Raw genomic sequence first — 24,221 nt, forward strand, 5'->3', positions numbered from 1 at the left:
TTAACGTTGGTTACCAGGTGCGCTCAAGGCGCTGGCGCAGGAAGATCGCAATGCCGTTCATAACGATCAGGAAGCCGAGAAGAACCAAAATGGCAGCGGATGTTCGCGCGACAAAGCCGCGCTCGGGACTGTCGGCCCAGATGAAAATCTGCGTCGGTAAAGCGGTCGATGCGTCCATCAGGCCACCCGGGGGGCTCGTGATGAACGAATTCATTCCGATCAGCAGCAAAGGCGCGGTTTCGCCAAGCGCCTGGGCGAGGCCAATGATGGTTCCTGTGAGGATGCCTGGAAGCGCGAGCGGCAGTACATGATGCATGATCACCTGATGCCTGGACGCGCCCATGCCCATTGCCGCCTCGCGGATAGACGGTGGAACCGATTTGAGCGCGTTCCGGGTCACGATGATGATCGTCGGCAAGGTCATCAGCGACAGAACCATACCGCCGACGAGAGGAGCCGAGCGCGGCAGGCCGAATATCTGGAGGAAGACCGCAAGACCGAGCAGGCCGAACACGATGGACGGAACCGCGGCCAGGTTGTTGATATTAACCTCGATGATGTCAGTCGCCCTATTTTTCGGCGCAAACTCTTCGAGATAAATAGCCGCCGCGATGCCAACCGGGAAGCTGATCACAAAACAAACCATCAGCGCATAGAACGAACCAACGATCGCACCCGCCAAGCCAGCGATTTCCGGGAATCGGCTGTCGGAATTGAAGAACAACGCCCAGTTGAAAGGCCGCGAAACCAAGCCTTCGTCGACGAGCTGATCGAAAAGCCCGATCTGCTCGTTGTCGAGGCGCCGGCGGTCTTCCGGCAGGTCGCGGTCGAGGACGCCCTTGTTGAGCTGGTCATAAGGATCGGAGGCCGGAACTTCCATAACGAGTGTGCCGCCGATCACCGAAGGATCGCGCATCACCGCATCGCGGACGAAGAACTGCGTGTTATTCGTCAGAATCTGACCGGCAGTCCGTAGTGTAGCGGGGTCCTCGATCTGCGGGAACAGCACCTCTACGCCCTCGGCAACGACGGCGCGCCAGTTGCTACCCCGTAGATCGTCGGGATCGACATACTCGGTCGAAATCGGGAATGCGACACGGACGTGGGTCTGCGTAAAAGCCTGATAGCCGCCCAGAACAAGTGTCGCGATCAGAATGCCGAGCAGTCCGATAGCCGAAGCGATCGCGACCACGCCGTAGGCCCTGAGGCGTCGGTCGGCTGCATAGCGCCGTTTGCGCAGCCGCTCGCCGATATCTGCCGGCTGGGATGCGACGGAATGTTGCACGAGGTCGGTCATCTTGTTTGCATCCCTATTCATATTGCTCGCGATATTTACGCACGATCGTGAGCGCAACGACGTTGAGGCATAGCGTGACGATGAAGAGCACAAGCCCTAGGGCAAAGGCAGCGAGCGTCTTGGGATTGTCGAAGGCCGTATCGCCTATCAGGAGCGTCACGATCTGAACGGTAACAGTGGTGACGGAGTCGAGGGGATTGATTGTGATCGATGCGATCAGCCCAGCCGCCATTACCACAATCATGGTTTCTCCGATCGCGCGCGAAAGCGCGAGAAGGATGCCGCCTGCAATGCCCGGAAGTGCGGCCGGAAGCATGACCCTGATCATCGTTTCAGCGCGGGTCGCGCCCATGGCAAGGGAGCCGTCACGCAGCGCACGTGGCACGGCGCGCAGCGCATCGTCCGAAAGCGACGAGATAAAGGGAATGATCATGATACCCATGACGCCGCCAGCCGCCAACGCAGAGTTCGGCGACGTTGCAATGCCCATGAGGCTGCCGGCTTGGCGGATCGCGGGCGCAACGGTCAAAACCGCGAAAAAGCCGTAAACCACGGTCGGGATGCCGGCGAGAATTTCCATGATCGGCTTGACGATATTGCGCAGCCGCTGATTCGCATACTCGACCAGATAGATGGCCGTGAATACGCCCACCGGCACGGCGACGACCATAGCGATCGCAGCGATAACGAGCGTACCGACAAAGACGGGGACTGCACCAAAGGCGCCGCTCCCGGCGATCTGATCTTCGCGAATGGGGATCTGAGGCTCCCAATTGAGCCCAAAGAAAAACTCGTGCGCCGGCACCATTGCGAAGAATTGCATGGACTCGGTCACAAGCGAAATGATGATGCCCGCCGTTGTGATGATCGCAATCAGCGAGCAGAAAATCATGAACCCGCTCACGAACAATTCGACATTGTTCCGCGCACGAAAGCGCGGCGTTAGCCGCTGGTAGGCGATGAACCCGCCGATCAGCATCACCGCCAGCGCGACGACCACCATGGCCCAGCCCGCGATCGCGTTCCAGCGCAGCCAGGTTTCAGCGGCCGCGGTCACTTCGGGCGAAGGCTCACCGAACGTCATCCCGGCGGCGGCGTTCTTGATTTCGGAAAGCAGCAGATTGACGCGGCCTGGTTCCAGGCCTTCGGTCATCGAAGGCGGCAGGCTCGCAAGAAGGAGACCGTCAATGACCGTCCCTTGGAACAACAGCCACATGAGAACGAGAACAAGCGCCGGTACGCCAACCCAGATCGCAACGAAAGCGCCGTGATATCCGGCGAGGGAATGCATCTCGGCGCCGGCACTTGCGAAAAACCTGTTGCCCGCGCTTCGGCCGACAAAGAATGAGACCAGTGTCAGAATGACGATTGCTGCAAAAATGACGCCAACCACTTGCGGTCTCCGGTAGGTGTTCCAGAAAGGCTGTATGGCCGGGGATCGATACCCCCGGCCATACGTTTAGGCTTATTCGTAGCGCGTCATGTTGGTGCGCGCTTCGATGTTGGCGCGTGTCGCATCGCGCTCTTCATCCGAAAGCGGGATCAGGCCGCGTTCTTCGAGGTAACCGCCCGGACCGAAGGAGGCCTCGGAGACGTATTCGTTGACGAACTCGGTAAGACCCGGGATCACGCCCATATGCGCGTTCTTGACATAGAAGAACAGCGGACGGGAAACGCCGTAGGAACCATCGGCGATCGTTTCAGGTGCCGGCGAAACGCCCTCGATGGCGACGGCCTTGAGCGTATCCTGGTTCTCATAGAGGAACGAGTAGCCAAAGATACCCAGAGCATTGGCGTCAGCGTTGAGGCGCTGAACGATCAGGTTGTCATTCTCACCGGCTTCCACGAACGGGCCGTCCTGGCGCATGCGCTGGCAGACTTCGTCCATCTTGTCTTCGTCAAGAGCGGCGATGGCCGGGAATTCGGCGCAGCCTTCTTCCATGACGAGTTCAACGAACGCGTCGCGGGTGCCCGAGGTCGGAGGAGGACCGAAGACAGTGATTTCGAAGTTGGGGAGCGACGGGTCGATTTCCGACCAGTTGGTGTAGGGATTGGCAACGACTTCGCCGTCGACTTCAACCTCGGCAGCCAGGGCCTGGAAAAGCTGGGCCTTGGTCAGGTCCATGTCCGGCGCGCTCTGCGAATGAGCGACCGAAAGTCCGTCAAAGCCGATCAACACTTCGGAAATGCTGTCTACGCCGTTGGTCTGGCAAAGTTCGTACTCAGATTCTTTCATGGCACGCGAGGCGCCGGTGATGTCGGGGAACTCGGCACCAACACCCTCGCAGAAGATCTGCATACCACCGCCCGTGCCAGTGGATTCAACGACCGGAGCAGCGAATTCTGTGGCAGCGGCGAATTGCTCGGAAACCGCCTGCGTGTAGGGGAACACCGTCGAGGAACCAACAATGCGAATCTGATCGCGGCTCTGCGCATTCGCAGCGGTCGCACCGAGCGACGCCGCGACGAGAAGAGCAGCAGTGCTCACGTAAAGTGCGGTCTTCATAATTTCTTGCCTTCCTTTAAGAAGCCTGTTCAGGGCCTTCCAGCCCCCTTTGAAAAACTGACGAGACCCGCTCTAAGCATGATCTCGACCCTTGACGGCTCGCACCCTAAGACCCGCCCCTAAAGCTTCTATGTCGTTTTAGTGACAGTTGGATGACAACGGAACCGATTGATATATAGCATTAATTTCCCAGACCACCTGTGAACAACGGAAGTTCGGGCGGTATTTGTCACATGCGCTAGGCCGTCTCCGCGCGGTTGGGAAATCCCGCGGTCCTGTCGGCGCAGATGCGCTACGCAGCTATCGTGGCAAGAGAACTTCGACCCTGGTACCCTCTCCCACCGTCGAGCGGATCGTCATCTCGCCATGGTGGCGCGAGACAATGTGCTTGACGATGGCCAAGCCCAGGCCCGTACCCTTTTTCTTGCGGCTCGATTCCGCATCGACCCGATAAAACCGCTCGGTGAGGCGTGGGACGTGCTCCTGTGCAATACCGGGTCCGTAGTCGGTTACGGTGATCGCATGGTGCGCACCTGTGCGGCTCGCCCCCGGGGTCAGCGTGATGTCGACCCGGCCACCGCTGCCGCCATATTTGATGGCGTTGTCGGCGAGGTTCTCGAGCACCTCAAACAATTCCTGCCGGTCCCCAATCACCGTGATCGGAGTGTCCGGCAGGTCGAGATTGAGCTTTATCTTCGCCTCTTCGAGCCGTGGCTCTAGCCCTTCGGCAACCTCGCGCAACAGCAGGTTGAGGTTGACTTCCGTTGTCGGTTTGACGTGCTGGCGCAGTTCGATGCGCGAGAGCGACAAAAGGTCGTCGATCAATCCCGACATCCGCTCGGCCTGGTTGCGCATGATGCCGAGGAACCTTGCACGGGCGGCCTCGTCCTTGGCTGCGGACCCTTGCAGGGTATCGATAAACCCCATCAGTGAGGTCAATGGCGTACGCAATTCGTGGCTCGCATTGGCGACAAAGTCAGCGCGCATACGGTCGGTGCGCTTCTGCTCGGTGAAATCGAAGAGCGTGATCGCGACACAATCGTCACCGTCTTCGCCTTCGGCTCGGTAGGGTACCACGGCAGCGCGGTACCAAGTGTCGTTAGGCACCGTCAGATGTACCTCGACATGCTGCGCCGCTTTCGTTAGTAGCGCCCTATCGACGGCCTCGACGAGATCGGGATCGCGCAGCGTGAAGGCGAGCGGATCACCCAAGCGTGCACGAGGGAATTGCTGGGCGGCGGCGGGGTTGCGGTAAATGAGGACCGCGCGGTCGTTCACGATAAGGCAGGGCTGGGTGAGCGTGTCCGCGAAATGGGCCACGGCCGGCGCAACTCCGGTTTCCGGCTGCGCATCCGCTTCCTGCTCCGCGGGCGCGGTGATCAGACGTGTAGCGATCAGCATAATTGCAGCGATGGCTCCAGTGCCAAGCACGGCATCAGACCAGCCGAGCCGCCCGAAAAATGCCAACAACAAAAGGATCGCCGCAGCCGCCAGGCCGGTAGCATATTCTGGACGTGCGAACGCTCCAGGGCCACGGCGCGGCTTTGCCTTTGCGGCACGATTCCGGTTCATTGCAACAGACTCATCCATAGTGTCATTGCGCTTAGCGCGGCCATATGACATTGCCATGATATTGGTTGGAGAGGACCATAGCCCAAGTACCGGATATCACTAGATATCCACACCTCAAAGGAACAGCGGACGCGCTTTATGCCCGAATTCGATCTCAACGATCCCGATTTGCCCAAATGGGTCAAGACGAACGCCCTGGAAAGCGGCGGCTATCCTTATGGCGACACCATGGACGGCGACCTTTATCGCGACAGGCTGCGAGCGCTACAGATCGAACTGGTGAAATTGCAGAGCCACCTTCTCGCAACGGGCGGGCGCGTGTTGGCGCTGTTCGAAGGACGGGACGCCGCGGGCAAAGGCGGCACGATCAAACGCTTTCTGGAAAACCTCAACCCCCGCAATGCGCGGACCGTCGCTCTGCCCAAGCCGTCGGACCGCGAGGCGGGACAATGGTACTTCCAGCGCTATGCTGCCAACATGCCGGCGGGCGGCGAAATCGCGCTTTACGACAGGAGCTGGTACAACCGCGCGGTCGTTGAGCCGGTGATGGGGTTCTGCACCGAGGCGCAGACGGCAGCCTTTTTGCGCGAGGCGCCGCAGTTCGAGCGCATGATCAAGGACGACGGCATCCATTTTTTCAAATTCTGGCTCGAGATCGGACGCGAGATGCAGTTGAAACGCTTCCACGACCGGCGGCACGATCCGGTCAAGGTCTGGAAACTCTCGCCCGTCGATCTCAAGGCGCTCGACATGTGGGACGCATACACCGAGCACCGCGACGCGATGTTCACAGCGACCGACACGCCGGACACGCCCTGGACAGTCATTCGCGCCAACGACAAAAAGCGCGCGCGGCTCGCGGCGATCCAGTCAGTCCTTTGGGCCATCGGCTATAAGGACAAGGATTTCGGCGCGATTGGGGAGATCGACACAAGCATCGTGATGTCACCCGAAGCCTACCTCGCGGAAAGGGCGCATTCCTGATGGGCGGGCGGATCGTTTCAGCCGGCGAGGCTATGGTGGAATTGAGCGGCGGCCATGCAGGGATGTACCGGCTGGGGTTTGCGGGAGATACGCTCAACACTGCCTATTATTTGCGGCTAGGACTGGGCACGGACTGGCAGGTGGATTATTTCACCACGGTCGGAGACGACATCTATTCGGACCAGATGGTTGACCATATTGCCGCAAGCGGTATCGGCACCGATCTGATCGCGAAGATCCCCGGAAAGCGCGCCGGGCTCTACATGATCCATCAGGCCGAAGGCGACCGGCACTTCACGTATTGGCGCGATACCTCGGCGGCTAAATTGCTGGCCGACGATCCGGCGCAGCTCGACGCGGCGCTCAGGGATACAAATGTCGTCTATTTTTCCGGCATCACGCTTGCGATCCTCGCGCCCGAAGCGCGGCAACGGCTGATCACTGCCATCGGCGCGCGACGACAAGCCGGCGCGATGGTGGCGTTCGATCCCAATATCCGGCCAGCGCTTTGGCCGAGTGACGATGCCGTCCGGGAAGCGCTCACGGCAGCGGCTCGGATATCGAGCATCGTGTTGCCCACACATGCAGACGAAGTGCGCTATTTCGGCGATAAGGACGCAGAGGCCACTGCGGATCGCTATCTTGCAGCCGGCGCGGTTGAGGTCGTCGTCAAGAACGGCGGTGACCCTGCGCTCGTTGCCGCCGGAACGACGCGCGTCAGCGTGCCTGCGCAGATCGTCTCCACCGTCGTTGACGCAACGGGTGCGGGCGACAGCTTCAATGGCGGCTATATCGCAGCGAGGCTTTCCGGCCGCGACCCGGAAGCCGCCGCACGCCAGGGCCATGCCACGGCAGGCGTCGTCATCGGTCACCATGGCGCGCTGGTGCCAAAAGAGGCGTTCGTGGCTTAGGACACTCTCAAGAATACCTGCGTCGGATCGCGCCGGATTTTTCTCGCCCGGCGGCGCTGCGCGAGAAAAAGACAAGCGAGACGATGCCGGTATTCTTGAGAGTGTCCTTAATGCACCTTCTTGCGGATCGCGCGCATCGATAACCATACGCCCAAAAGCGCGAACGGCGCGGCGATTGAGAGCGCCATCGTCTTGTCCCAGTGCAGCACCGATAGCGGTCCGGCCAGCGCGTAACCGATTATGCCCAGAAGATAATAGGTAATCGCGATTATCGAGAGTCCCTCCACCGTCCGCTGCAGGCGAAACTGGCTCTGAGACGTCCGGGCGATGGTTTCGAGCACTTGTGTATTCTGGATCTGCATATCGAGCCCGATCCGCAGGTTCAAAAGCTCGATGCCGCGCTCGATCTTGGCCGAGAGCACCGCGATCCGCTTATTGATCGCCTCGCAAGTCGCGAGCGCCGGCTCGACACGGTTGCCAATAAAAGTGGTCAGCGACGAGCCATGCCCCAGTGTTGCCTCGCGCAGCTTGTCCAGCCGCATTCTCAGGATTTCGCCATAGGCCTGCGCCGCCGAGAAGCGGTATCCGAGTTTTTCCGAAATCTGCCCGGACCGCACCGAAAGCGCGTGCAGTCCCGCCAATCGCTCCTGAATCTGCTCAGGCGTTGTCGCATTCGAAAGGCCCTCGATCAGCGCTTCGAGCTCCGTTTCGGCGGCCCGCAGGGTCGGGGCGGTCTCGCGCGCGAGCGGCAGGGCGAGCAGCGCCATGGTCCTGTAGGTTTCGATTTCGAGCAGGCGTCTTAGCGTGATCGAGCGGCGGAAAGCCGTGAGCCCTCCGGCGGCAAATTCGAAGCGCGTGAACCCGTCCGCGTCGGGCACGAAGTCGGTCGCGACTTGCGCCTTACCGGTCTCCACCGAGGCCGCACATAGGCTTTCGGGCCGAAACGTCGCCAGAAGCGTCTGTGGCAGCGCGGCGCCTTCGATGACATCGACACGCGTCGCGCCGACAAGCTTTGCGTCGCCCAGCGCGCTCAGACCGATATCGTCGGGCCAGTTCTCGTTGTCGTCGAGCGGCGCATACCAGGTAACGGTGATGAATTCCGTATGGAATTCCCAGGTGACGCAGCGGGTTTCGGTTTTAAAACTGTACTGGCGCGCGGAGCGCTCCGCGCAGTCGATGCCCAAGGGTGTGGCGAAGGCTGAAAAACGCTCAATCGCCGCGCGCATCGCCCCGGCCACTGGCGCAACCACAAGCACCACCCGCCGCACGCGCACACCGGCATCGATCAGGTGGAGCGGACGCGCGTGCAATTCGGATAATACTGCGTCGCGGTCCGGGTGGAGGAATGGATATGGCGTGCCCATAGATGGTTCCCCGCTCGGAGTTTCGGCGAAGACTGTAGCGTGTGCGCATACGCGGCAAAATGCGCCTTTGGTCCTGTGCGCTGCTGCCGCAGGTGCCGATCAGAACACGCTTTCAGACCGCTCGGCGATATAGGCTTCTTCCTCGGGAGTCGAGGCACGGCCCAGCGCTGCGTTGCGCTTGGGGAAGCGGCCGAAGCGAACGATGACATCCCTATGGTCGAGCGCGTATTGGAGCAAATCGTCATTGCCGAGCGATCTGAAGAGTCGGACCGCCTCCTCCTGGATAGGAAGCGATTCCGCGTGCTGGAACGGCATGTAGACAAAGAGTTTCTGGTGTTCGGTGAACCCCTCGTCGAGCCCGCGATAGACGATTTCCTGCGCCAAGCTCACCGCCATCGTGTCGGATGAAAAGGCCTGCGGCTGGCCGCGATAAAGTTGACGCGAGAGCTGGTCAAGCAGGATGATTTCGGCTAGCCGGCCCTCGGGCGTTTCGCGCCAGGCCCAAAGCTCGGCCCGAACGGCTTTGGCGTGAACCCCCGAAAGCGCCTCACGGCAAGCATCGTCGAAGTCACCGTCGCCACCGAACCAGTCGTCGGGACCGTGCCGCTCAAACCAGAATTCCAGCACCTCTTTCGCCTGCATTCTTGTTCCTCATCCAAACTGGTCACCGACCTCGATGCCGCGCTAGTGTTGCGGTTCGACCCTGATGATTCTCTCGATTACCCGAACTGGAGTGTGGCGCACAAATGGTTGTCTGGTCCAGCCAGCAGGACGCTGCGCTCAAGGCAGTCTCTAGCTGGCTCAACGACCCCGCCGGCAAGCAGGTCTTCCGCTTGTTCGGCTGGGCCGGTACGGGCAAATCTACCCTTGCGCGCCATCTGGCGCAGGACGTCGACACCGTCAAATACGCCGCGTTTACAGGAAAGGCGGCACTCGTCATGCGCAAGCGCGGTTGCAAGGGCGCCTCGACCATCCATTCGCTGATCTATACGCGCGTGAGCGAGAAAGAAGGCGAGCCGCGCTTCGTACTCGATCCTGAATCGCCTGCGGCGGATGCGGACCTTATCGTCATCGACGAGGTTTCGATGGTCGATGAGGCATTGGGCTTGGACCTTTTGAGCTTCGGCACAAAAATTCTCGTTTTGGGCGATCCTTTCCAGCTCCCTCCGGTACAAGGCCAGGGCTTCTTCACTGCCGAAGAGCCCGACGTCATGCTCACCGAAATCCATCGCCAGGCACGGGACAACCCCATCGTGCGGCTCTCGCTCGATATCCGGGAAGGGCGTGGGCTCGACTATGGTACATATGGCGAGAGTAAGGTCGTCCCGCGCCGCGAGGTCGATCAGGCCGAAGTGCTCGACGCAGATCAGGTGCTTGTCGGGCGCAACAAGACACGGCTCCACTACAACAACCGTATCCGTGAACTCAAAGGCCTACCCGCCGATATTCCGGTCAAAGGCGACCGGCTCGTCTGCCTGCGGAACAATCCGCAGAAGAAACTATTGAACGGCCAGATCTGGTCTGTCGCCGAGATCAAAAAGCGCGCCGGCGGCACGCTTGAGTTAACTATCGACCCCGAGGATAGCGATCGCACCTCGGTACAGACCAAGGTGCGCACGCATCTAGGTTTTTTCACCGGCGACGACGCGGAAATGAGCTGGCAGCTCCGCCGGCAATATGACGAGTTTACCTATGGCTATTGCCTCACGGTCCACAAGGCGCAGGGCAGCCAGTGGGATCATGTCTACCTTTTCGACGAAAGTTTCGTCTTTCGAGAGGAGGCACAGCGGTGGCTTTATACGGGTATAACGCGGGCGGCGGAGCGAATTACCGTCGTGCGGTGAGCGGCGTTCAGCGCGGAATGCGGTTATATCGGATCGCGCCTAACCGGCCTCCTCCGCCTTCTCCCGCTCTCGCGCCGCAACAATCTCCTCGGCTTCGGGATTGATGGCAGTGCCCTGACGGCGCGGCTTGGTCAGCGGTGAGGGTTTGGGAATGCCCGTATTGCCTTGGAGCATGTCCGCGCCGGCCATCATGCCTCCGGCGATCTGCATCTCGAAGCGATCGGCGTCGCGCAATCGGACGTCCTCAATGATTTCGCGGGCCTCGTCGGCATCCACGCCGAGGGCCACCAGTGCCTCTGAGCCAAAGACAAGGGCGGATTCGAGGGTTTCGCGGATCTGGTAGTCTACACCAATCCGGACCAGTTCGAGCGCATGCTGCCGGTCAAAGGCGCGGACGTAGAGCTTGGCGAGGGGATATTCGGATTTGACATGCTCGGCGATCCGCGTCGCGTCCTCTGGCTTATCGATGCAAACGAGTATGGCCGTTGCCGTGCCCGCGCCGGCGGCGTGGAGAATATCAGGGCGCGTGCCGTCTCCGTAATAGACCTTGAAGCCAAAATCGGCGGCAGCCTGGATCATTTCGACGTCGTTGTCGATGATCGACACATCGACACCCTTGGCGAGCAGCGGCTGGCTGACGAGTTGAGCGAAGCGACCAAAGCCGATCATCAGCACCGAGCCCGAGAGCCCGTCGGGCACTTCCTCAACGCCATCGAGGTCTGTCTCGGGCTTGGGCGTCAGCCGCGTCATTGCCATGATCGCGAGCGGGGTCAATATCATCGAGACAATGACGGTGGCGTTGAGGATAGCCGCCATCCCGGCGTCCAAAATCCCGACCGAAAGGGCCGACGAAAACAGCACGAAAGCGAATTCCCCGCCTTGCGCCATGAGCACGGCCCGCTCAAGCGCCTCTGTGTGCGAGGAGCGCAGAAATCGCGCCACGGCATAAATGCCGGCGGATTTGACGACCATATAGGCGATCACCGCGAGCAAAATGAGCGGGTAACTCTGCGCAATCACATTGAGGTCCAGCGACATACCGACCGCGATGAAGAAGAGCCCCAGAAGGATGCCGCGGAACGGCTCGATATCGGCCTCGAGCTGGTGCCGGAAGGTGGATTCGGAAAGCAGAACGCCTGCGAGGAAAGCGCCCATCGCCATCGAAAGGCCGGAGATGTCCATCGCGAGAGCAGCGCCCAACACGACTAGCAGCGCGGCGGCAGTCATCACCTCACGAGCATGCGCGTTTGCGAGGATACGGAACAGCGGGTTCAGGAGGAACCGGCCAACAATCACAAGCCCGGCGATGGCCGCGACAGCAATACCGATGCCGGTCAGCCGCCCGGCTAGAGAGACATCTTCAGCCTGGGGAGCGATGAAGGCTACGAAGGCCAGCAGCGGCACGATGGCGAGGTCTTCGAGCAGAAGTACCGAAACCATCTTCTGGCCCGCCGGCGTAGCGATTTCGCCACGCTCCTCAAGCACCTGGAACACGATCGCCGTTGAAGTGAGTACGAAGCCCAGCCCCGCGATAAGCGCGATGAGCGGTGGCAGGCCGATCACCACGCCCGCGCCCGTTAGAAGCGTAGCGCATGTCGCCACCTGCAGGACCCCGAGGCCGAAGATTTCCTTACGCAGGCTCCAGAGCCGCCGCGGCTGCATTTCGAGCCCGATGACGAAGAGGAACATCACAACGCCCAGTTCAGCAGTATGAAGGATCGTCTCGGGTTCGCTGACGATGCGCAGCCCGAACGGACCGATCGCAAGGCCCGCCGCGAGATAGCCCAGCACGGAACCCAGCCCGAACCGCTTGAAAATCGGCACGGCAATAACGCCGGCGGCCAGAATGGCGACGACGGGGAAAAGGTCGAACCCGTGCGCTGCAGCCTCTGCGGCCGCGTGTGTTGCCTCGCCTGCCATGCGTCCTCCGGCCAATTAGGGTACTCTGGGCGCAAACCTAGAACGGGCCTACCAACCCGGCAAGAGAGGCGCTTGCAATTAGCGCTTGCCAAATCAGATATAGTGTACTACTCATGTAACACACTATGAGAGTTAATACATGACACAATGGCGAGACGATACGCCGATCTTCATCCAGATCCGGCAACAAATGATCGGGATGATCCTCGGCGGCACCATAGGCGAAGGTGCACCCCTGCCCTCGGTCCGGCAGGTTGCCACCGACCTTTCGGTCAATCCGTTGACCGTCACCAAGGCTTATCAGTCTCTCGTCGATCTGGAAATCGTGGAAAAGCGCAGGGGGCTGGGCATGTTCGTTCTTGAGGGCGCGCGGGAAAAACTGCGGACACATGAACGTGAAAAATTTCTCGAAGAAGACTGGCCGATGATCAAGGAGCGCATCGCCTCGCTCGGTCTCAGTCTCGACGATCTTCTCAAGCGTGAGGGCAAGAGTGATGAGTGAGAGGCCAATCGTTTCAGCACGGGGGCTCCGCAAGAGCTTCGGCAAGACCGAAATCCTGCACGGGCTGGACTTCGATATTCCGCCAGGCCGCATCTATGGGCTTGTCGGGCATAACGGGGCGGGCAAGACGACGACGCTGAACGCACTTCTGGGCCTGACCCAGTGCGAGGGCAAGATCGAGGTCCTGGGACTCGATCCGTTCGCAAGTCGCACGCAGTTGATGAACAACGTCGCATTCATTTCGGACGTCGCCTCATTGCCGCGGTTCTTGCGCGTTCGCGAACTGTTCGCGCTCCTTTCGAACATCCATCCCAATTTCAGTCAGGACAAGGCACGCGAGTTTCTCTCGGGCACGGATATCCGGCCCGAGGCCAAGATCAAGAACCTCTCCAAAGGCATGATCGCACAGCTTCACCTCGCTGTCGTCATGGCGATCGATGCGAAGCTTCTGGTGCTCGACGAACCCACGCTTGGGCTCGACATCACCTATCGCAAGCGCTTCTATCGCCGTCTTCTTGAGGACTACATGACCGAGGAGCGCACGCTCCTGATCACCACGCACCAGGTGGACGAGATCGAGTTCATGCTTTCGGACATCATGTTCATCCGCGACGGCGAGATGATCGTCCACATGCAGATGGAGACCGTGAACGAGAAGTTCGCGCAACTCGTCATTTCCGATCCGGCACATGCCGAAAGCGCGAGGGCGCTTGGGCCGATTTATGTCGAGAGCCGCTTCGGGCAGACGGTCATGATCTTCGATGGCGTAGACCGTAGCGAGCTCAAGCCGCTAGGTCAGGTCTCCACGCCGACGCTGTCGGACCTTTTCGTTGCGCTCATGCAGCGTGAGACATTCAACGCGGGAGCGGCCTGATGCGCGCCTTTATTGCTCTTATCAAGCGCGAATATATCGAGCACAAGCTTGCTTTCGTCGTCGCCCCGATGGTTTTGATCGGGCTCATGCTGGCCGCAGCGCTTTACGGCATGGTCGGGCATTCCGTGGATGCCAGCTTTTCGAATGGTCCGTCGAGCTCGCTAAGGCTCTATGAGGCCTTTCTGTCGGTGAGCATCGCGGGCTGGTGGATATATCTGCTCATTACGCTGACGTTCTACTACGCCAATGCCTTTTCCGCGGACGGCCGCAATAATGCGATGCTGTTCTGGAAATCCATGCCGCAATCGGATCTCAAGATCCTGTCCTCGAAAGTGGCCGCGGGGCTGACGATCTTCCCGGCCGCGATCCTTGTCGCGACGCTATTCACCGCCCTGATCGCCTATCTCCCGACCCACACCGTGGCCAATCTCCTGCCCAGCTTCAGTCCGCCATCGGTTGTAGAAGTCATGACAACGCTTCTCAACGTGATCGCTATCGCCGCAGCGCTGTTCGTGCTTTCGCTCCTGTGGTTCCTGCCATTCTATGGCTGGATTGGGCTTCTGGGCACGATGTTCGGACGTTGGGCAATCCCGCTCTCGGTACTGATTCCGGGCGTCGTGTCGCTATTCGAGGCTATCGCCATGCGCAACTTCCAGCGCAGCGGCGGTTATGTCTGGCAATTCCTCCAAAACCGGCTGACCTTCGGCATTGATACCATCGATTTCGAGGCCGTTTGGGAAGGAACCGGGCGGCTCGAAGCGGGGCCAGTCATCACGCAAATGCTCGTGCAGATCGACTGGATATCGATGATCGGAGGGCTGGCGGCTGCAGTGCTTCTGATCTATGCGGCGAGCGAATATAGGCGCCGTTTCGTGCTCGCCTAGAGACTCAGGACGAGCTTTGATTCGAAAGCCGACGAATTATGAATCATCTCTAAGGTCTTGAGAAGACGCCGATATCAGAAACCCACTCACATTAGTTTGCATGGATTCTTTCCAAGGGAACGCTTGCCAAACCGGGCAAACCTATGCACCATCAACATGGTTTCAACCAAGTGAAAGGAGGTGATCCAATGTCTAGTGAGATCCGCGCATGCGGGAGTGGCTTTGGGTGTGAGGTGATTTTAGCGAGGCAGCCCTCGTTGAGTTAACCCTCCCTTCCGAACCACTTGGTTGCAAGGGGTTCAAGCCATTCTCTATGGCGATTTCATGGAAGGACCGCTCTCTTAGGGCGGTCCTTTTCTTGTTTCCGGTTGCCGATTGCGTTGGCGGCACAATCATTCTATTTCTTTTATCGGCTTTTCACGATGAAATGCCGCAACATGTTCTCAGGGCGGGGTGGAAGTCCCCACCGGCGGTGATGGACCGAAAGGTCTGAAGCCCGCGAGCGCTTCGTTTCAATGAAACGAAGGTCAGCAGATTCGGTGCGATTCCGAAGCCGACGGTCATAGTCCGGATGGAAGAGAACGGGAGTGACGCTCAAGGCTCGGCATCCGCCATGGTGGCGGAGGCATCGCGCCGTCGATCCCGCATCCCCTGAGGTCCCTGGTGGTATGCGAAAGGATCGACAGATGAACCAGACGACCTCCTCACTTGTGCACGGTTCGGCGCTTACGGGTGCTGGGCTGATGCTTTTGGCCGGCATCGCGTTCGCCGGCATCAACATCACCGTGCAATGGGCTGGAATGATAAGTGGGTTGTCCTCGACGACCGTCGCGTTCTGGCAATACTTTCTCGCCTTCCTGTTCGCGCTTCCGCTCGTCTGGCGGCGCGGTTTCGGGGCAATGCGAACACGAAGGCCCGTCTTGCACTTTGCCCGCGTGATGATGTCGGCAGCGGGTGTCCAGATCTGGGTTTACGCACTTGCACATGTGCCGCTGTGGCAAGCGATTGCGCTTTCGATAACCTCACCGTTCTTCGTACTCGCTGGCGCCGCGCTCTTCCTACACGAACGCGTGACGATTCAGCGGGTCGGTGCAACCACCTTCGGCTTCATCGGCGCGCTGATCATCATCGCGCCGTGGTCGGAGGCATTCTCGGTGTTTTATTGCTACCTGTCGCCGCGGCGGCGCTTTGGGCGGGCGCCTCGCTGATCACCAAAGAGCTGACAAAAAGCGAGATGCCGGAATCGATCGCTCTTTACCTCCTCTTGTTGCTCTCACCTATCAATTTCGCCGTTTATCTCGGCTCGGGCCTGGACATTCCGCCCGCCGGGGGCTGGACGATATTGTTGACGGCGGGCGTTCTTACCGCGGCGGCGCAATATCTTCTCACGCGTGCCTACGCAGTCGCCGATGCAGCCTATCTTCAGCCCTTCGAAGATCTCAAGCTGCCACTCAATATCGCTCTGGGGTGGCTGGTGTTCGGCGCGGCGCCCAACGCTGCATTCTGGCCGGGTGCCGCAATGATCGTCCTAGGATCGCTCTACATAATGCGCAGGGAAACCGGGCGACTGTAAAGGATTGGCAGCACCTCACAAAAAGACGGCGGAATATGGAATTAGCATTCCATATTACCGCCGGAGGTTGCTCTTGCCCTTCGCGCTCTCGCGAAGGACTTCAGTGTAAACATATTGGCGCGCGATTTCCAGACGGGATTGCATACTGGTTAAGCACGGCGCTGTGATGCCTGCGATCCGACCCGGGAGATTGGTGTTTGAGACCGGCTAGGTCGCGTCGGCGACCCGAAAAGGCCGTGCCAACGAAATGCGGGTTCCTCCTTAAAGGCTGTATTAAGTCCTGTGGCATACACAATGATGTCAAGAAAACGGGGACATGGGCAGTGGCGGGAGCGAAAAAGCCTGCAGGCAGGCGCAGAATTATGCCGCGCGGCATTCGTGCGCTTTTCCGCGCGAACACCATTCCCACGATTATCGCGCTTGCCGTCACGGTCGCAGCCGCCTTTTTCGCCGACTATCAGAACCGCGCCTATTTCGAGCAGGGCCAGCGCAGCGCCGTACTCGACCACCTCTCGCTCGTGCGCGCGCGGCTCGAGGGCAAGATTAACGCCGATATCCACTTGGTGCACGGATTAGTGGGCACCATCACGGTCGAGCCGCGCATGAACCAGGACCGGTTCTCGCGGTTGGCATCCCACATATTCGAACAAGACAACCAATTGCGCAATGTCGCTGCCGCTCCCGACCTCGTGGTGCGGATGGTCTACCCGCTCGCTGGCAACGCATCGGTGCTCGGGCTCGATTACAACGCGAATGCCGCGCAGCGCGAAGCGGCGATGCGTGCCAAGGATACCGGTCAGATGGTCCTGGCCGGCCCTGTCGACCTTGTCCAGGGCGGAACGGGCTTTATTGCGCGATTTCCGGTATCCTATCGCGACGCGCTCGGACACTCTCACTTCTGGGGCATCGTTTCAGCGGTCATCGATGCCGAGGCGCTTTACACCCAGGCCGGACTCGGCGATCCCGAAAGCCCGTTCGAGATCGCGCTCTCGGGGCGGGACGGCAAGGGCGCCGACGGATCGGTCTTCTTCGGCGATCCCGCGATCCTCAAGGACGATCCCGTTACTGCAACCGTGGCTTTGCCAAGTGGCAGCTGGCTTTTGGCGGCACGGCCGGTCGGGGGGTGGAGCACTACACCACCCAACACCTGGCAGTTGCAGCTTATTCTGGCGGTTGGCGCCGCGCTCGTTCTGATCCCCATCCTGCTTGCGAGCCGGTTAAGCGAAGAGCGCCGCCGGCGCGTGATCGAGCAACGCCGGCGAGAGATCGAACTTGCACGGCTTTCGCGTCGGCTCGAACTGGCGCTGGCAACCTCGCAGGTCGGCGTGTGGGAGATGAATATCGTCACCGGCGACCTTTCCTGGGACGACAGAATGAACGAAATCTACGGCCTGCCCACCGATGGCGGTTCGCGCGACTATACGCATTGGCGGAACGCGCTGCATCCGGACGACCTTGAGCGTGCCGAACGAGAGTTCAAGGAAGCGATCAGCTCAGGTTCGCGCTACATGTCCAACTACCGCGTCAGAACGCCAGCCGGGGAGATGCGTCATATCCGGGCGATCGGCGCGGTTTATCAGGATCCTGGATCGAGCCCACGCATCGTGGGCGTCAATTGGGACGTCACCGCAGACGCGGAGCTCTCCGAAGCGCTGATGCGGGCCAAGACACAAGCCGAAGCCAAGAATTTCGAACTCGAGACCGCCAAGGCGCGGATCGAGCATAACGCGCTCCATGATCCTCTCACCGGCTTGCCCAACCGCCGTTACCTCGACGAAATTCTGGACATGCACGCGCGCGACGACACCCAACCCCGAGTGGAGTTCTCCATCCTCCATATCGATCTCGACCGCTTCAAGCAGATCAACGACACGCTCGGACATGCGGCAGGCGACGCGATGCTGATCCATGCCGCCGAGATTCTCAAATCCTCCGTCCGCCGGGACGATTTCGTGGCTCGGATCGGCGGGGACGAATTCGTTATTCTATGCATCGACCGCAAGGCTTCCGACGAATTGAAGCGGCTTTCCGAGCGCATCATCGAGGCAATGCGCCAGCCCGTCACCTATCAAGGGCATGAATGCCGGTTCGGCGTCTCGATCGGAATTGCGAGCGGAAACGGTACCGTCTCGCCCAAGCAGATGCTCATCAACGCCGATATTGCCCTTTACCGCGCCAAGCGCCGGGGGCGTAGCCGATACGAGTTCTTCTCGGAAGAGCTGCAGGCCGAAATCGTCAACACCAAGCGCACTGCCGACGAGATCCTCAATGGGCTCGAATCCAACGCATTTGTCGCGCATTACCAACCGCAATTCGATGCCAGGACGCTTGAGATTGTCGGGCTCGAAGCGCTGGCACGCTGGCAGCATCCCACAATGGGCCTTCTGGGTCCCGATCGTTTCATGGATATCGCCGAAGAGCTCAATGTCGTGGCTACACTCGACAAGCAGATCCTTGAACAGGCCATCGCGCAGCGTACAGAGTGGCAAAAGGAGGGAGTCGCCGTTCCCCGCATTTCGGTTAACGTTTCGGCGCGTCGGCTGGCCGACGAGACGCTTGTGGATACGCTCAAGGCGCTCAAGATCGCACCGGGCACCGTGTCGTTTGAATTGGTGGAATCGATTTACCTCGACGAAAGCGATACGATGGTCTCATGGACCATCGACCAAATCCGTGAATTGGGGATCGATATCGAGATCGACGATTTCGGAACGGGCTACGCTTCAATCGTCAGTCTTTTGCAGCTTAAGCCCAACCGGCTCAAAATCGACCGGCAGCTCATCATGCCCATTACAGCGTCGGTAGCCCAGCAAGGGCTCGTGCGCTCTATTGTCGATATCGGCGCCTCGCTCGGGGTCGAAGTCGTCGCCGAAGGTGTGGAAACGCTTGAACATGCGCGCATCCTCAAAGAGATGGGTTGCGACAGCCTCCAAGGTTACGCCTTCGCCCGGCCGATGAGCGGGGAAAGCGTTGCTGATTTCATCCATTCGGAACGCTGGCGTCAGACCGGCTGAAACCTACCAGCGGCTGAGGGACCTGGAGAGCCTGTTTTCCCGGACGTTTTTATTGCCCGGAACGGCCGTTCGCCGTATCCGGTGGAGCCTTGTCGTTTCCGCGCCGTGCGGCCAGCCGGGCGCGGCGTGCAATCTGAAAGCTCGTCACAACGCCCCGCACGAGCACGTAAAAGAAGACCCAGGTAAAAAGCGCCAACGGCAGCGCGCCGACCATCATGGTCTGAAAGAGCGGGAGAATCTGCCCCAGATCGAGCGCGAACAGCCCGCCCGAGAGCGCTTCCGTATTCTCCGCACTCATCTTTACGGTTCCTGCGCCCGGAGCCCTGAAAAACGCAAAGATCGCGCTACCGAACTGGTAGCTCAGCGAGAAGAATAAGGGAAAAGTGATCGGGTTGCCCCAGGCTGTGCCAATCGCCGCAGCGAGCATGTTGCCACGCGTGACGAACGCGAGCACGAAACCGAGAAAGAAATGCAACCCCACCAGAGGAAAGACCGAAACGGCGGCGCCCGAGGCCACGCCTGCGCCAATCGCATGCGGGCTCGCGCTCAATCGCAGCACCTTTTTCTGCAGATAAGTGAGGTAGCGGCGTAACCCCATGCGGGGCCACACCATGTCCCGCACCCGCGCGCTTACCGGTTTTTTCCGCGGGCCGTTGGGCGTGGGCATAAAGGTTCTTTCTCCGGGGTCTGGAAACATTCTCACATGTAAACTAAACCCCAGGGGAAACGGTTTCCAGAGAATTGAACCCTCCGAGGTCGGAAAACAGCAGATTTCCAAAGCCGGCGTGTAGCAAAGAACGACGATTTATGACGATTTCGTCATAAATCGAATGATCAATGACACATCGCTCCTGTAGAGCGGCGGAACAACCTTGCCCAGCTTAATCGCGATACGAAAGCCCCATGGCCAAAAGTGCAATCGATAAAGATCTCAAGCGCGTCGACCAATTGAAAGCCGCGACCAGGGACAGTTCCCGCGCCATGGCAGCGCCTGGGCTGGCTCTTGTCTTTCTGCTGGCCGCCCTGATCTGGGCGATCTTTGCCGCTTCGGGCAGTCCGCTGAGCTATCTGGTCATGATCGCGACGGTCATCGCAGCCTATATGGCGCTCAATATCGGTGCCAACGACGTCGCGAACAATATGGGGCCGGCGGTTGGCGCCAAGGCATTGACGATGGGCGGCGCATTGGCGATTGCAGCGATCTGCGAGGCTGGCGGCGCGCTGCTTGCCGGCGGCGACGTGGTCTCGACGATTTCGCGGAGCATCATCACGCCCGAAACGACACTGGGGATCACCGCCTTCATCATGATCATGATGGCCGCCCTCTTGTCGTCCGCCTTGTGGGTCAATCTTGCGACTTTGTTCGGTGCGCCGGTTTCCACCACACACTCCGTGGTCGGCGGCGTCGTTGGCAGCGGTATCGCGGCAGCGGGTTTTGGCGCAATCATCTGGCCGACCATGGGCAAGATCGCTGCGAGTTGGGTGATTTCACCGCTGTTGGGCGGCGTTATGGCAGCGGCCCTTCTGGCGGTCATCAACGCGACAATCCTTTTCAAGTCCGACAAGGTCGATGCGGCACGTATATGGGTTCCAGTGCTCGTCGCGCTCATGAGCGGGGTCTTCGCCATGTATATGGCGATGAAAGGCCTCAAGCGAGTGTGGTCGTTTGAGGCCCATGAGGTATTGCTGCTCGGGTTGGTGCTGGCCGGTGTCGGTTGGATCTTGACGATACCCTGGGTGCGGGGCCGCACGGGAAATATGGAGAACACAAACAAGCAGGTGGGCACCCTTTTCCGGGTTCCCCTGATTTTCGCTACGGCGCTGCTGAGCTTTGCTCATGGCGCCAATGACGTGGCCAACGCCGTGGGACCTCTTGCGGCGATCGTAGCGGCGGTTGGGACCGGAACTGCGGTATCGGACGGTGCCGTCACCTTGCCGATCTGGGTGCTGGCGATCGGCGCTCTTGGCATCGCGCTCGGGTTGGCCTTGTTCGGTCCGAGGCTCATCCGGACCGTCGGCGAACAGATCACCAAGCTCAACGAAATCCGTGGTTATTGTGTCGCGCTCGCCGCAGCGATCACGGTTCTGATTGCTTCGGCGCTCGGATTGCCGGTGTCTTCGACCCATATCGCAATCGGGGCCGTTTTCGGCGTAGGCTTCCTGCGCGAGGGCTTTTCCAACCGCGGCATTCGTAACAAGGCGGTGAGTCCCGAAGGGGTCTTCCTAAAGACCAATCATCTCAACAAGACCCCTGAAGAGGCCGTGTCCAATTTCCAGAAGCGTCAGCGCCGCTATCTCGTGCGGCGCCAGCACGCCTTCTCCATCGGCGCGGCGTGGATCATAACCGTTCCGGCATCAGCCTTGCTCTCTGCAGGCCTCTTCTTCGCGATGTCGGCTGTTTTCGGTTTTTAGCTTCCCTCTTTTCCTGAACAAACAAGACCCGCTAGGCCGACCCGTCCGAATTTCCGGTTGGGCTCTTAGCCCTCGATTGCTCGCGACTGGCGAGGGCAGCCGCCAGATCGGCGAGTCCGTCATGGGTAATCAAGCGCTTGGCCTCGGGCAAAACCGCCCAGTGCCGGTACCGCTGCCCCATTTCCTTCCAGTCGTCGCGCTGGCGCGTCACCTTAAGCGGGAACATCTTGACCTCAACCCGCGCAGGGCGCTCGTCGGTTACGGGTAGGAAATATGACCCGATCGGCGTTTCTTCGATCTCACCTTCGACACCGGCTTCCTCATAAGCCTCATGGGCCGCGCTGTCCCAGGGCGTCATCCCCTCAATTTGCCGACCCTTGGGGAAAATCCACTTCCCACGTCCGCGCGAGGTGATCAACAGCACAACAAGCTGACCATCCACGAAGGTGTAAGGCAGCGCTCCGAACTGGGGTCCGCCGGGCTCGGGGGCACCGCCCTTCAGATTACGGAACATGGCGATCACGCGATCGAGCATGAAAAAGATATCCCCAGTTGCATTAGGGCCTGTCATCAATTGTAGACAGGGGTTTGACGGGCCATATCCGGAGGGAGTTTCGTGGACGGTCCGGGCCGAAGGCTTACCGCCTTCAAGCCGGACCGTCCGCGAAAATCACCCGGATATGGCCCGCCCGAAGGGTTTTGTATAAATCGTCCACTCCCTGCGGCTTTTCGCGCGCGAAGGGGATAACCCTGCACGACGCGAAAAGCCTTGGTATTGAACGATTTATGCAAAATCAAACCCCTGTCTACAATTGATGACAGGCCCTACGATGATTGTGCCTGATTCGGTCACATAGGGCTGTGCGTAAAGCCATCGCAAGACTTGCCGGGGCCAGCAGCCCCGGTGCTAAACTGATATAGGGCGTGTTCGCGCTATCGGCAAAGAATCATTCACTCACAGGAGACTGGAAGCAGCAATGACTGTCGCGATCGACATGGGCATGAGCAACAAGGGGAGCGCCGCCCAACTCGATCTCGAAGAATTGCTCGCGACACGCCTTCTGGTACAGGGCAATTCGGGCTCGGGCAAATCGCATCTTCTGCGCCGCCTTCTTGAACAGAGCGCCAACTGGGTACAGCAATGCATCATCGATCCTGAAGGGGATTTCGTGACGCTGGCGGAGAAGTTCGGCCATGTGGTTGTCGAAGCCGACCGCTCCGAGCATGAGCTCACCCGTATTGCAGGACGCATCCGGCAGCATCGGGTTTCGGTTGTCCTTAACCTCGAAGGCCTCGAGGCTGACGCCCAGATGCGCTGCGCCGCGGCATTCCTAGGCGGACTTTTCGATGCCGAGCGCGACTATTGGTATCCCATGCTCGTGGTTGTCGACGAAGCGCAGCTTTTCGCACCCGCCGCCGCCGGCGAAGTCTCGGACGAAGCGCGGAAGCTCTCGCTCGGTGCGATGACCAACCTCATGTGCCGGGGCCGCAAGCGCGGACTCGCGGGCGTCATCGCGACCCAGCGGCTTGCCAAGCTCGCCAAGAACGTCGCCGCGGAAGCCTCCAACTTCCTGATGGGCCGGACCTTCCTCGATATCGACATGGCGCGGGCGGGCGATCTTTTGGGCATGGACAAGCGTTCGACCGAAATGTTCCGCGATCTCGAGCGCGGGCATTTCATTGCGCTCGGCCCAGCCTTGGCGCGCCGTCCCCTCAATATCGCCATCGGTCCGGTGGAAACGCAGGCACGCTCGACAAGTCCCAAGCTGATGCCGCTCCCCGAAGCGCGCGGCGAGGACGCCGCAGACCTGATCTTCACGCCCGGCGCCGACGAAGACATCCGCGCGCCGATCCGCCGCGCACCCCAGCCAGCACCGCGTCCCACCGCAGATATCCTCGCCCAACTGAGCGCTCCGCCTCCCCCCGAACTTGGCCGTACCGGGCTTTTCCCCGAAATCGACGAAAAGGAACGCGAGGACGCGATCACGACGGTGCTTGGGGAAATTCTCGAAGACCCCGAAGCGAGCTATCGCTCGGTTGCGGTGCTCTATCAGGATTTCCTCGTCCGCTGCCGTATTCGTCGCGTGCCCGGAGCCCCGCCGGACCTTGCCGATTTCAAGCGCCGCTTCGCCGTCGCCCGCGCAGGCGTCGATACGGGAACCGAACAGAGCGCGCTCTGGCAACAGGCCTTGGCGCTCGCTCAGACGCTTAGCGACGATCTTCAGGGTGTATTCCTGGTCCTTGCACGTGCAGCGGTTACGGGCCAGCCCTGCCCGTCCGACGCAACGCTGGCGCGCGCCTATGGCAGCCATTCGACCGGTCGCGCGCGGCGGGTACTTACGCATTTCGAAGAGCGGGATCTCATCGTCCTGCGCGAGGATTTTTCAGGAAATCGAATCGCGGCCTTCCCGGATCTCGCGTGCGAGACCGGGCCCGGCGATCCAAATGCCCCCGCTATGGGAGACGGCCGCGCCGCGGCGGAATAACGGTTTCCGAGGCCCAAAGCGCATTGGTCAAATTTGAAGCAAACTGAACTTGTATTGCGCTAAAATCCGCTTAGCGTG

The 24,221-nt window shown here is 60.0% G+C and carries 20 protein-coding genes and 1 riboswitch; of the genes, 11 read left to right on the forward strand and 9 right to left on the reverse strand.

What is annotated here, in order from left to right:
• Positions 1–10: 10 nt before the first annotated feature.
• The 4 genes from pstA to LG281_RS08970 all read right to left on the reverse strand — a co-directional run bounded on the left by pstA (position 11) and on the right by LG281_RS08970 (position 5,375).
• Positions 11–1,297 carry a phosphate ABC transporter permease PstA gene (gene pstA, locus LG281_RS08955; RefSeq protein WP_404406452.1) on the reverse strand — a complete coding sequence of 429 codons (1,287 nt, stop codon included), beginning with the start codon at positions 1,295–1,297 and terminating at the stop codon, positions 11–13.
• A 13-nt stretch (positions 1,298–1,310) separates the two neighbouring features.
• Complete coding sequence (pstC, locus tag LG281_RS08960) at positions 1,311–2,690, reverse strand: phosphate ABC transporter permease subunit PstC (protein WP_404406454.1); 1,380 nt, start codon at positions 2,688–2,690, stop codon at positions 1,311–1,313.
• Positions 2,691–2,762: 72 nt separating this feature from the next.
• Complete coding sequence (locus LG281_RS08965; RefSeq protein WP_404406456.1) at positions 2,763–3,803, reverse strand: PstS family phosphate ABC transporter substrate-binding protein; 1,041 nt, start codon at positions 3,801–3,803, stop codon at positions 2,763–2,765.
• A 300-nt stretch (positions 3,804–4,103) separates the two neighbouring features.
• Positions 4,104–5,375 carry a sensor histidine kinase gene (locus LG281_RS08970; protein ID WP_404406458.1) on the reverse strand — a complete coding sequence of 424 codons (1,272 nt, stop codon included), beginning with the start codon at positions 5,373–5,375 and terminating at the stop codon, positions 4,104–4,106.
• Positions 5,376–5,513: 138 nt separating this feature from the next.
• On the opposite strand from LG281_RS08970, the gene ppk2 reads away from it, so the two are divergent.
• Entirely contained in the window at positions 5,514–6,359 is an 846-nt protein-coding gene (gene ppk2 / locus LG281_RS08975; RefSeq protein ID WP_404406460.1) for a polyphosphate kinase 2, read from the forward strand.
• Positions 6,359–7,270, forward strand: a complete 912-nt coding sequence (locus LG281_RS08980; RefSeq protein ID WP_404406462.1) for a sugar kinase — start codon at positions 6,359–6,361, stop codon at positions 7,268–7,270. Before ppk2 ends, LG281_RS08980 begins: the two co-directional genes overlap by 1 nt.
• Before the next feature lie 107 nt (positions 7,271–7,377).
• Here LG281_RS08980 and LG281_RS08985 read toward each other — a convergent pair whose 3' ends face one another.
• Both LG281_RS08985 and LG281_RS08990 read right to left on the reverse strand, forming a co-directional pair.
• Positions 7,378–8,634, reverse strand: a complete 1,257-nt coding sequence (locus LG281_RS08985; RefSeq protein WP_404406464.1) for a DUF3422 family protein — start codon at positions 8,632–8,634, stop codon at positions 7,378–7,380.
• A 99-nt stretch (positions 8,635–8,733) separates the two neighbouring features.
• Positions 8,734–9,276, reverse strand: coding sequence for a DUF924 family protein (locus tag LG281_RS08990; protein ID WP_404406466.1), 543 nt, complete (start codon positions 9,274–9,276; stop codon positions 8,734–8,736).
• A gap of 104 nt (positions 9,277–9,380) precedes the next feature.
• Here LG281_RS08990 and LG281_RS08995 point away from each other — a divergent pair, with 104 nt between their 5' ends.
• The gene (locus LG281_RS08995; RefSeq protein ID WP_404406468.1) at positions 9,381–10,478 is read left to right on the forward strand and encodes an ATP-dependent RecD-like DNA helicase; all 1,098 of its coding nucleotides are present in this window, start codon (positions 9,381–9,383) and stop codon (positions 10,476–10,478) included.
• Positions 10,479–10,517: 39 nt separating this feature from the next.
• Here the strand turns inward: LG281_RS08995 and LG281_RS09000 are convergent, their stop codons facing one another.
• A complete protein-coding gene (locus LG281_RS09000; protein WP_404406470.1) occupies positions 10,518–12,398 on the reverse strand; it encodes a monovalent cation:proton antiporter-2 (CPA2) family protein in 1,881 nt (626 codons plus the stop codon).
• A gap of 139 nt (positions 12,399–12,537) precedes the next feature.
• Between LG281_RS09000 and LG281_RS09005 the strand changes: the two genes are divergently transcribed.
• From LG281_RS09005 to LG281_RS09030, 6 genes are all read left to right on the forward strand, one after another.
• Positions 12,538–12,900, forward strand: coding sequence for a GntR family transcriptional regulator (locus LG281_RS09005; RefSeq protein ID WP_404406472.1), 363 nt, complete (start codon positions 12,538–12,540; stop codon positions 12,898–12,900).
• Complete coding sequence (locus LG281_RS09010; protein ID WP_404406474.1) at positions 12,893–13,774, forward strand: ABC transporter ATP-binding protein; 882 nt, start codon at positions 12,893–12,895, stop codon at positions 13,772–13,774. The genes LG281_RS09005 and LG281_RS09010 overlap by 8 nt, the downstream gene beginning before the upstream one ends.
• Entirely contained in the window at positions 13,774–14,658 is an 885-nt protein-coding gene (locus tag LG281_RS09015) for a hypothetical protein (protein ID WP_404406476.1), read from the forward strand. Before LG281_RS09010 ends, LG281_RS09015 begins: the two co-directional genes overlap by 1 nt.
• Positions 14,659–15,093: 435 nt before the next feature.
• Positions 15,094–15,245: riboswitch (FMN riboswitch) on the forward strand.
• Positions 15,246–15,344: 99 nt separating this feature from the next.
• Complete coding sequence (locus tag LG281_RS09020) at positions 15,345–15,866, forward strand: EamA family transporter (protein WP_404406478.1); 522 nt, start codon at positions 15,345–15,347, stop codon at positions 15,864–15,866.
• Complete coding sequence (locus LG281_RS09025) at positions 15,794–16,231, forward strand: EamA family transporter (RefSeq protein ID WP_404406480.1); 438 nt, start codon at positions 15,794–15,796, stop codon at positions 16,229–16,231. The genes LG281_RS09020 and LG281_RS09025 overlap by 73 nt, the downstream gene beginning before the upstream one ends.
• Positions 16,232–16,593: 362 nt before the next feature.
• Positions 16,594–19,245 (forward strand): EAL domain-containing protein, encoded by a 2,652-nt coding sequence (locus LG281_RS09030; RefSeq protein WP_404406482.1) that lies wholly within the window; start codon positions 16,594–16,596, stop codon positions 19,243–19,245.
• A gap of 49 nt (positions 19,246–19,294) precedes the next feature.
• Here the strand turns inward: LG281_RS09030 and LG281_RS09035 are convergent, their stop codons facing one another.
• Positions 19,295–19,912 (reverse strand): DUF2062 domain-containing protein, encoded by a 618-nt coding sequence (locus LG281_RS09035; protein ID WP_404406484.1) that lies wholly within the window; start codon positions 19,910–19,912, stop codon positions 19,295–19,297.
• 236 nt (positions 19,913–20,148) lie between these two features.
• Between LG281_RS09035 and LG281_RS09040 the strand changes: the two genes are divergently transcribed.
• The gene (locus LG281_RS09040) at positions 20,149–21,657 is read left to right on the forward strand and encodes an inorganic phosphate transporter (RefSeq protein ID WP_404406486.1); all 1,509 of its coding nucleotides are present in this window, start codon (positions 20,149–20,151) and stop codon (positions 21,655–21,657) included.
• Between the two features lie 31 nt (positions 21,658–21,688).
• Here the strand turns inward: LG281_RS09040 and LG281_RS09045 are convergent, their stop codons facing one another.
• A complete protein-coding gene (locus LG281_RS09045; RefSeq protein ID WP_404406488.1) occupies positions 21,689–22,192 on the reverse strand; it encodes an NUDIX hydrolase in 504 nt (167 codons plus the stop codon).
• Between the two features lie 442 nt (positions 22,193–22,634).
• Here LG281_RS09045 and LG281_RS09050 point away from each other — a divergent pair, with 442 nt between their 5' ends.
• Positions 22,635–24,143, forward strand: coding sequence for a helicase HerA domain-containing protein (locus LG281_RS09050; RefSeq protein WP_404406490.1), 1,509 nt, complete (start codon positions 22,635–22,637; stop codon positions 24,141–24,143).
• Positions 24,144–24,221 lie beyond the last annotated feature (78 nt).

The sequence above is a fragment of the Pelagibacterium halotolerans genome, assembly GCF_044811015.1.
Classification (GTDB): domain Bacteria; phylum Pseudomonadota; class Alphaproteobacteria; order Rhizobiales; family Devosiaceae; genus Pelagibacterium; species Pelagibacterium halotolerans_A.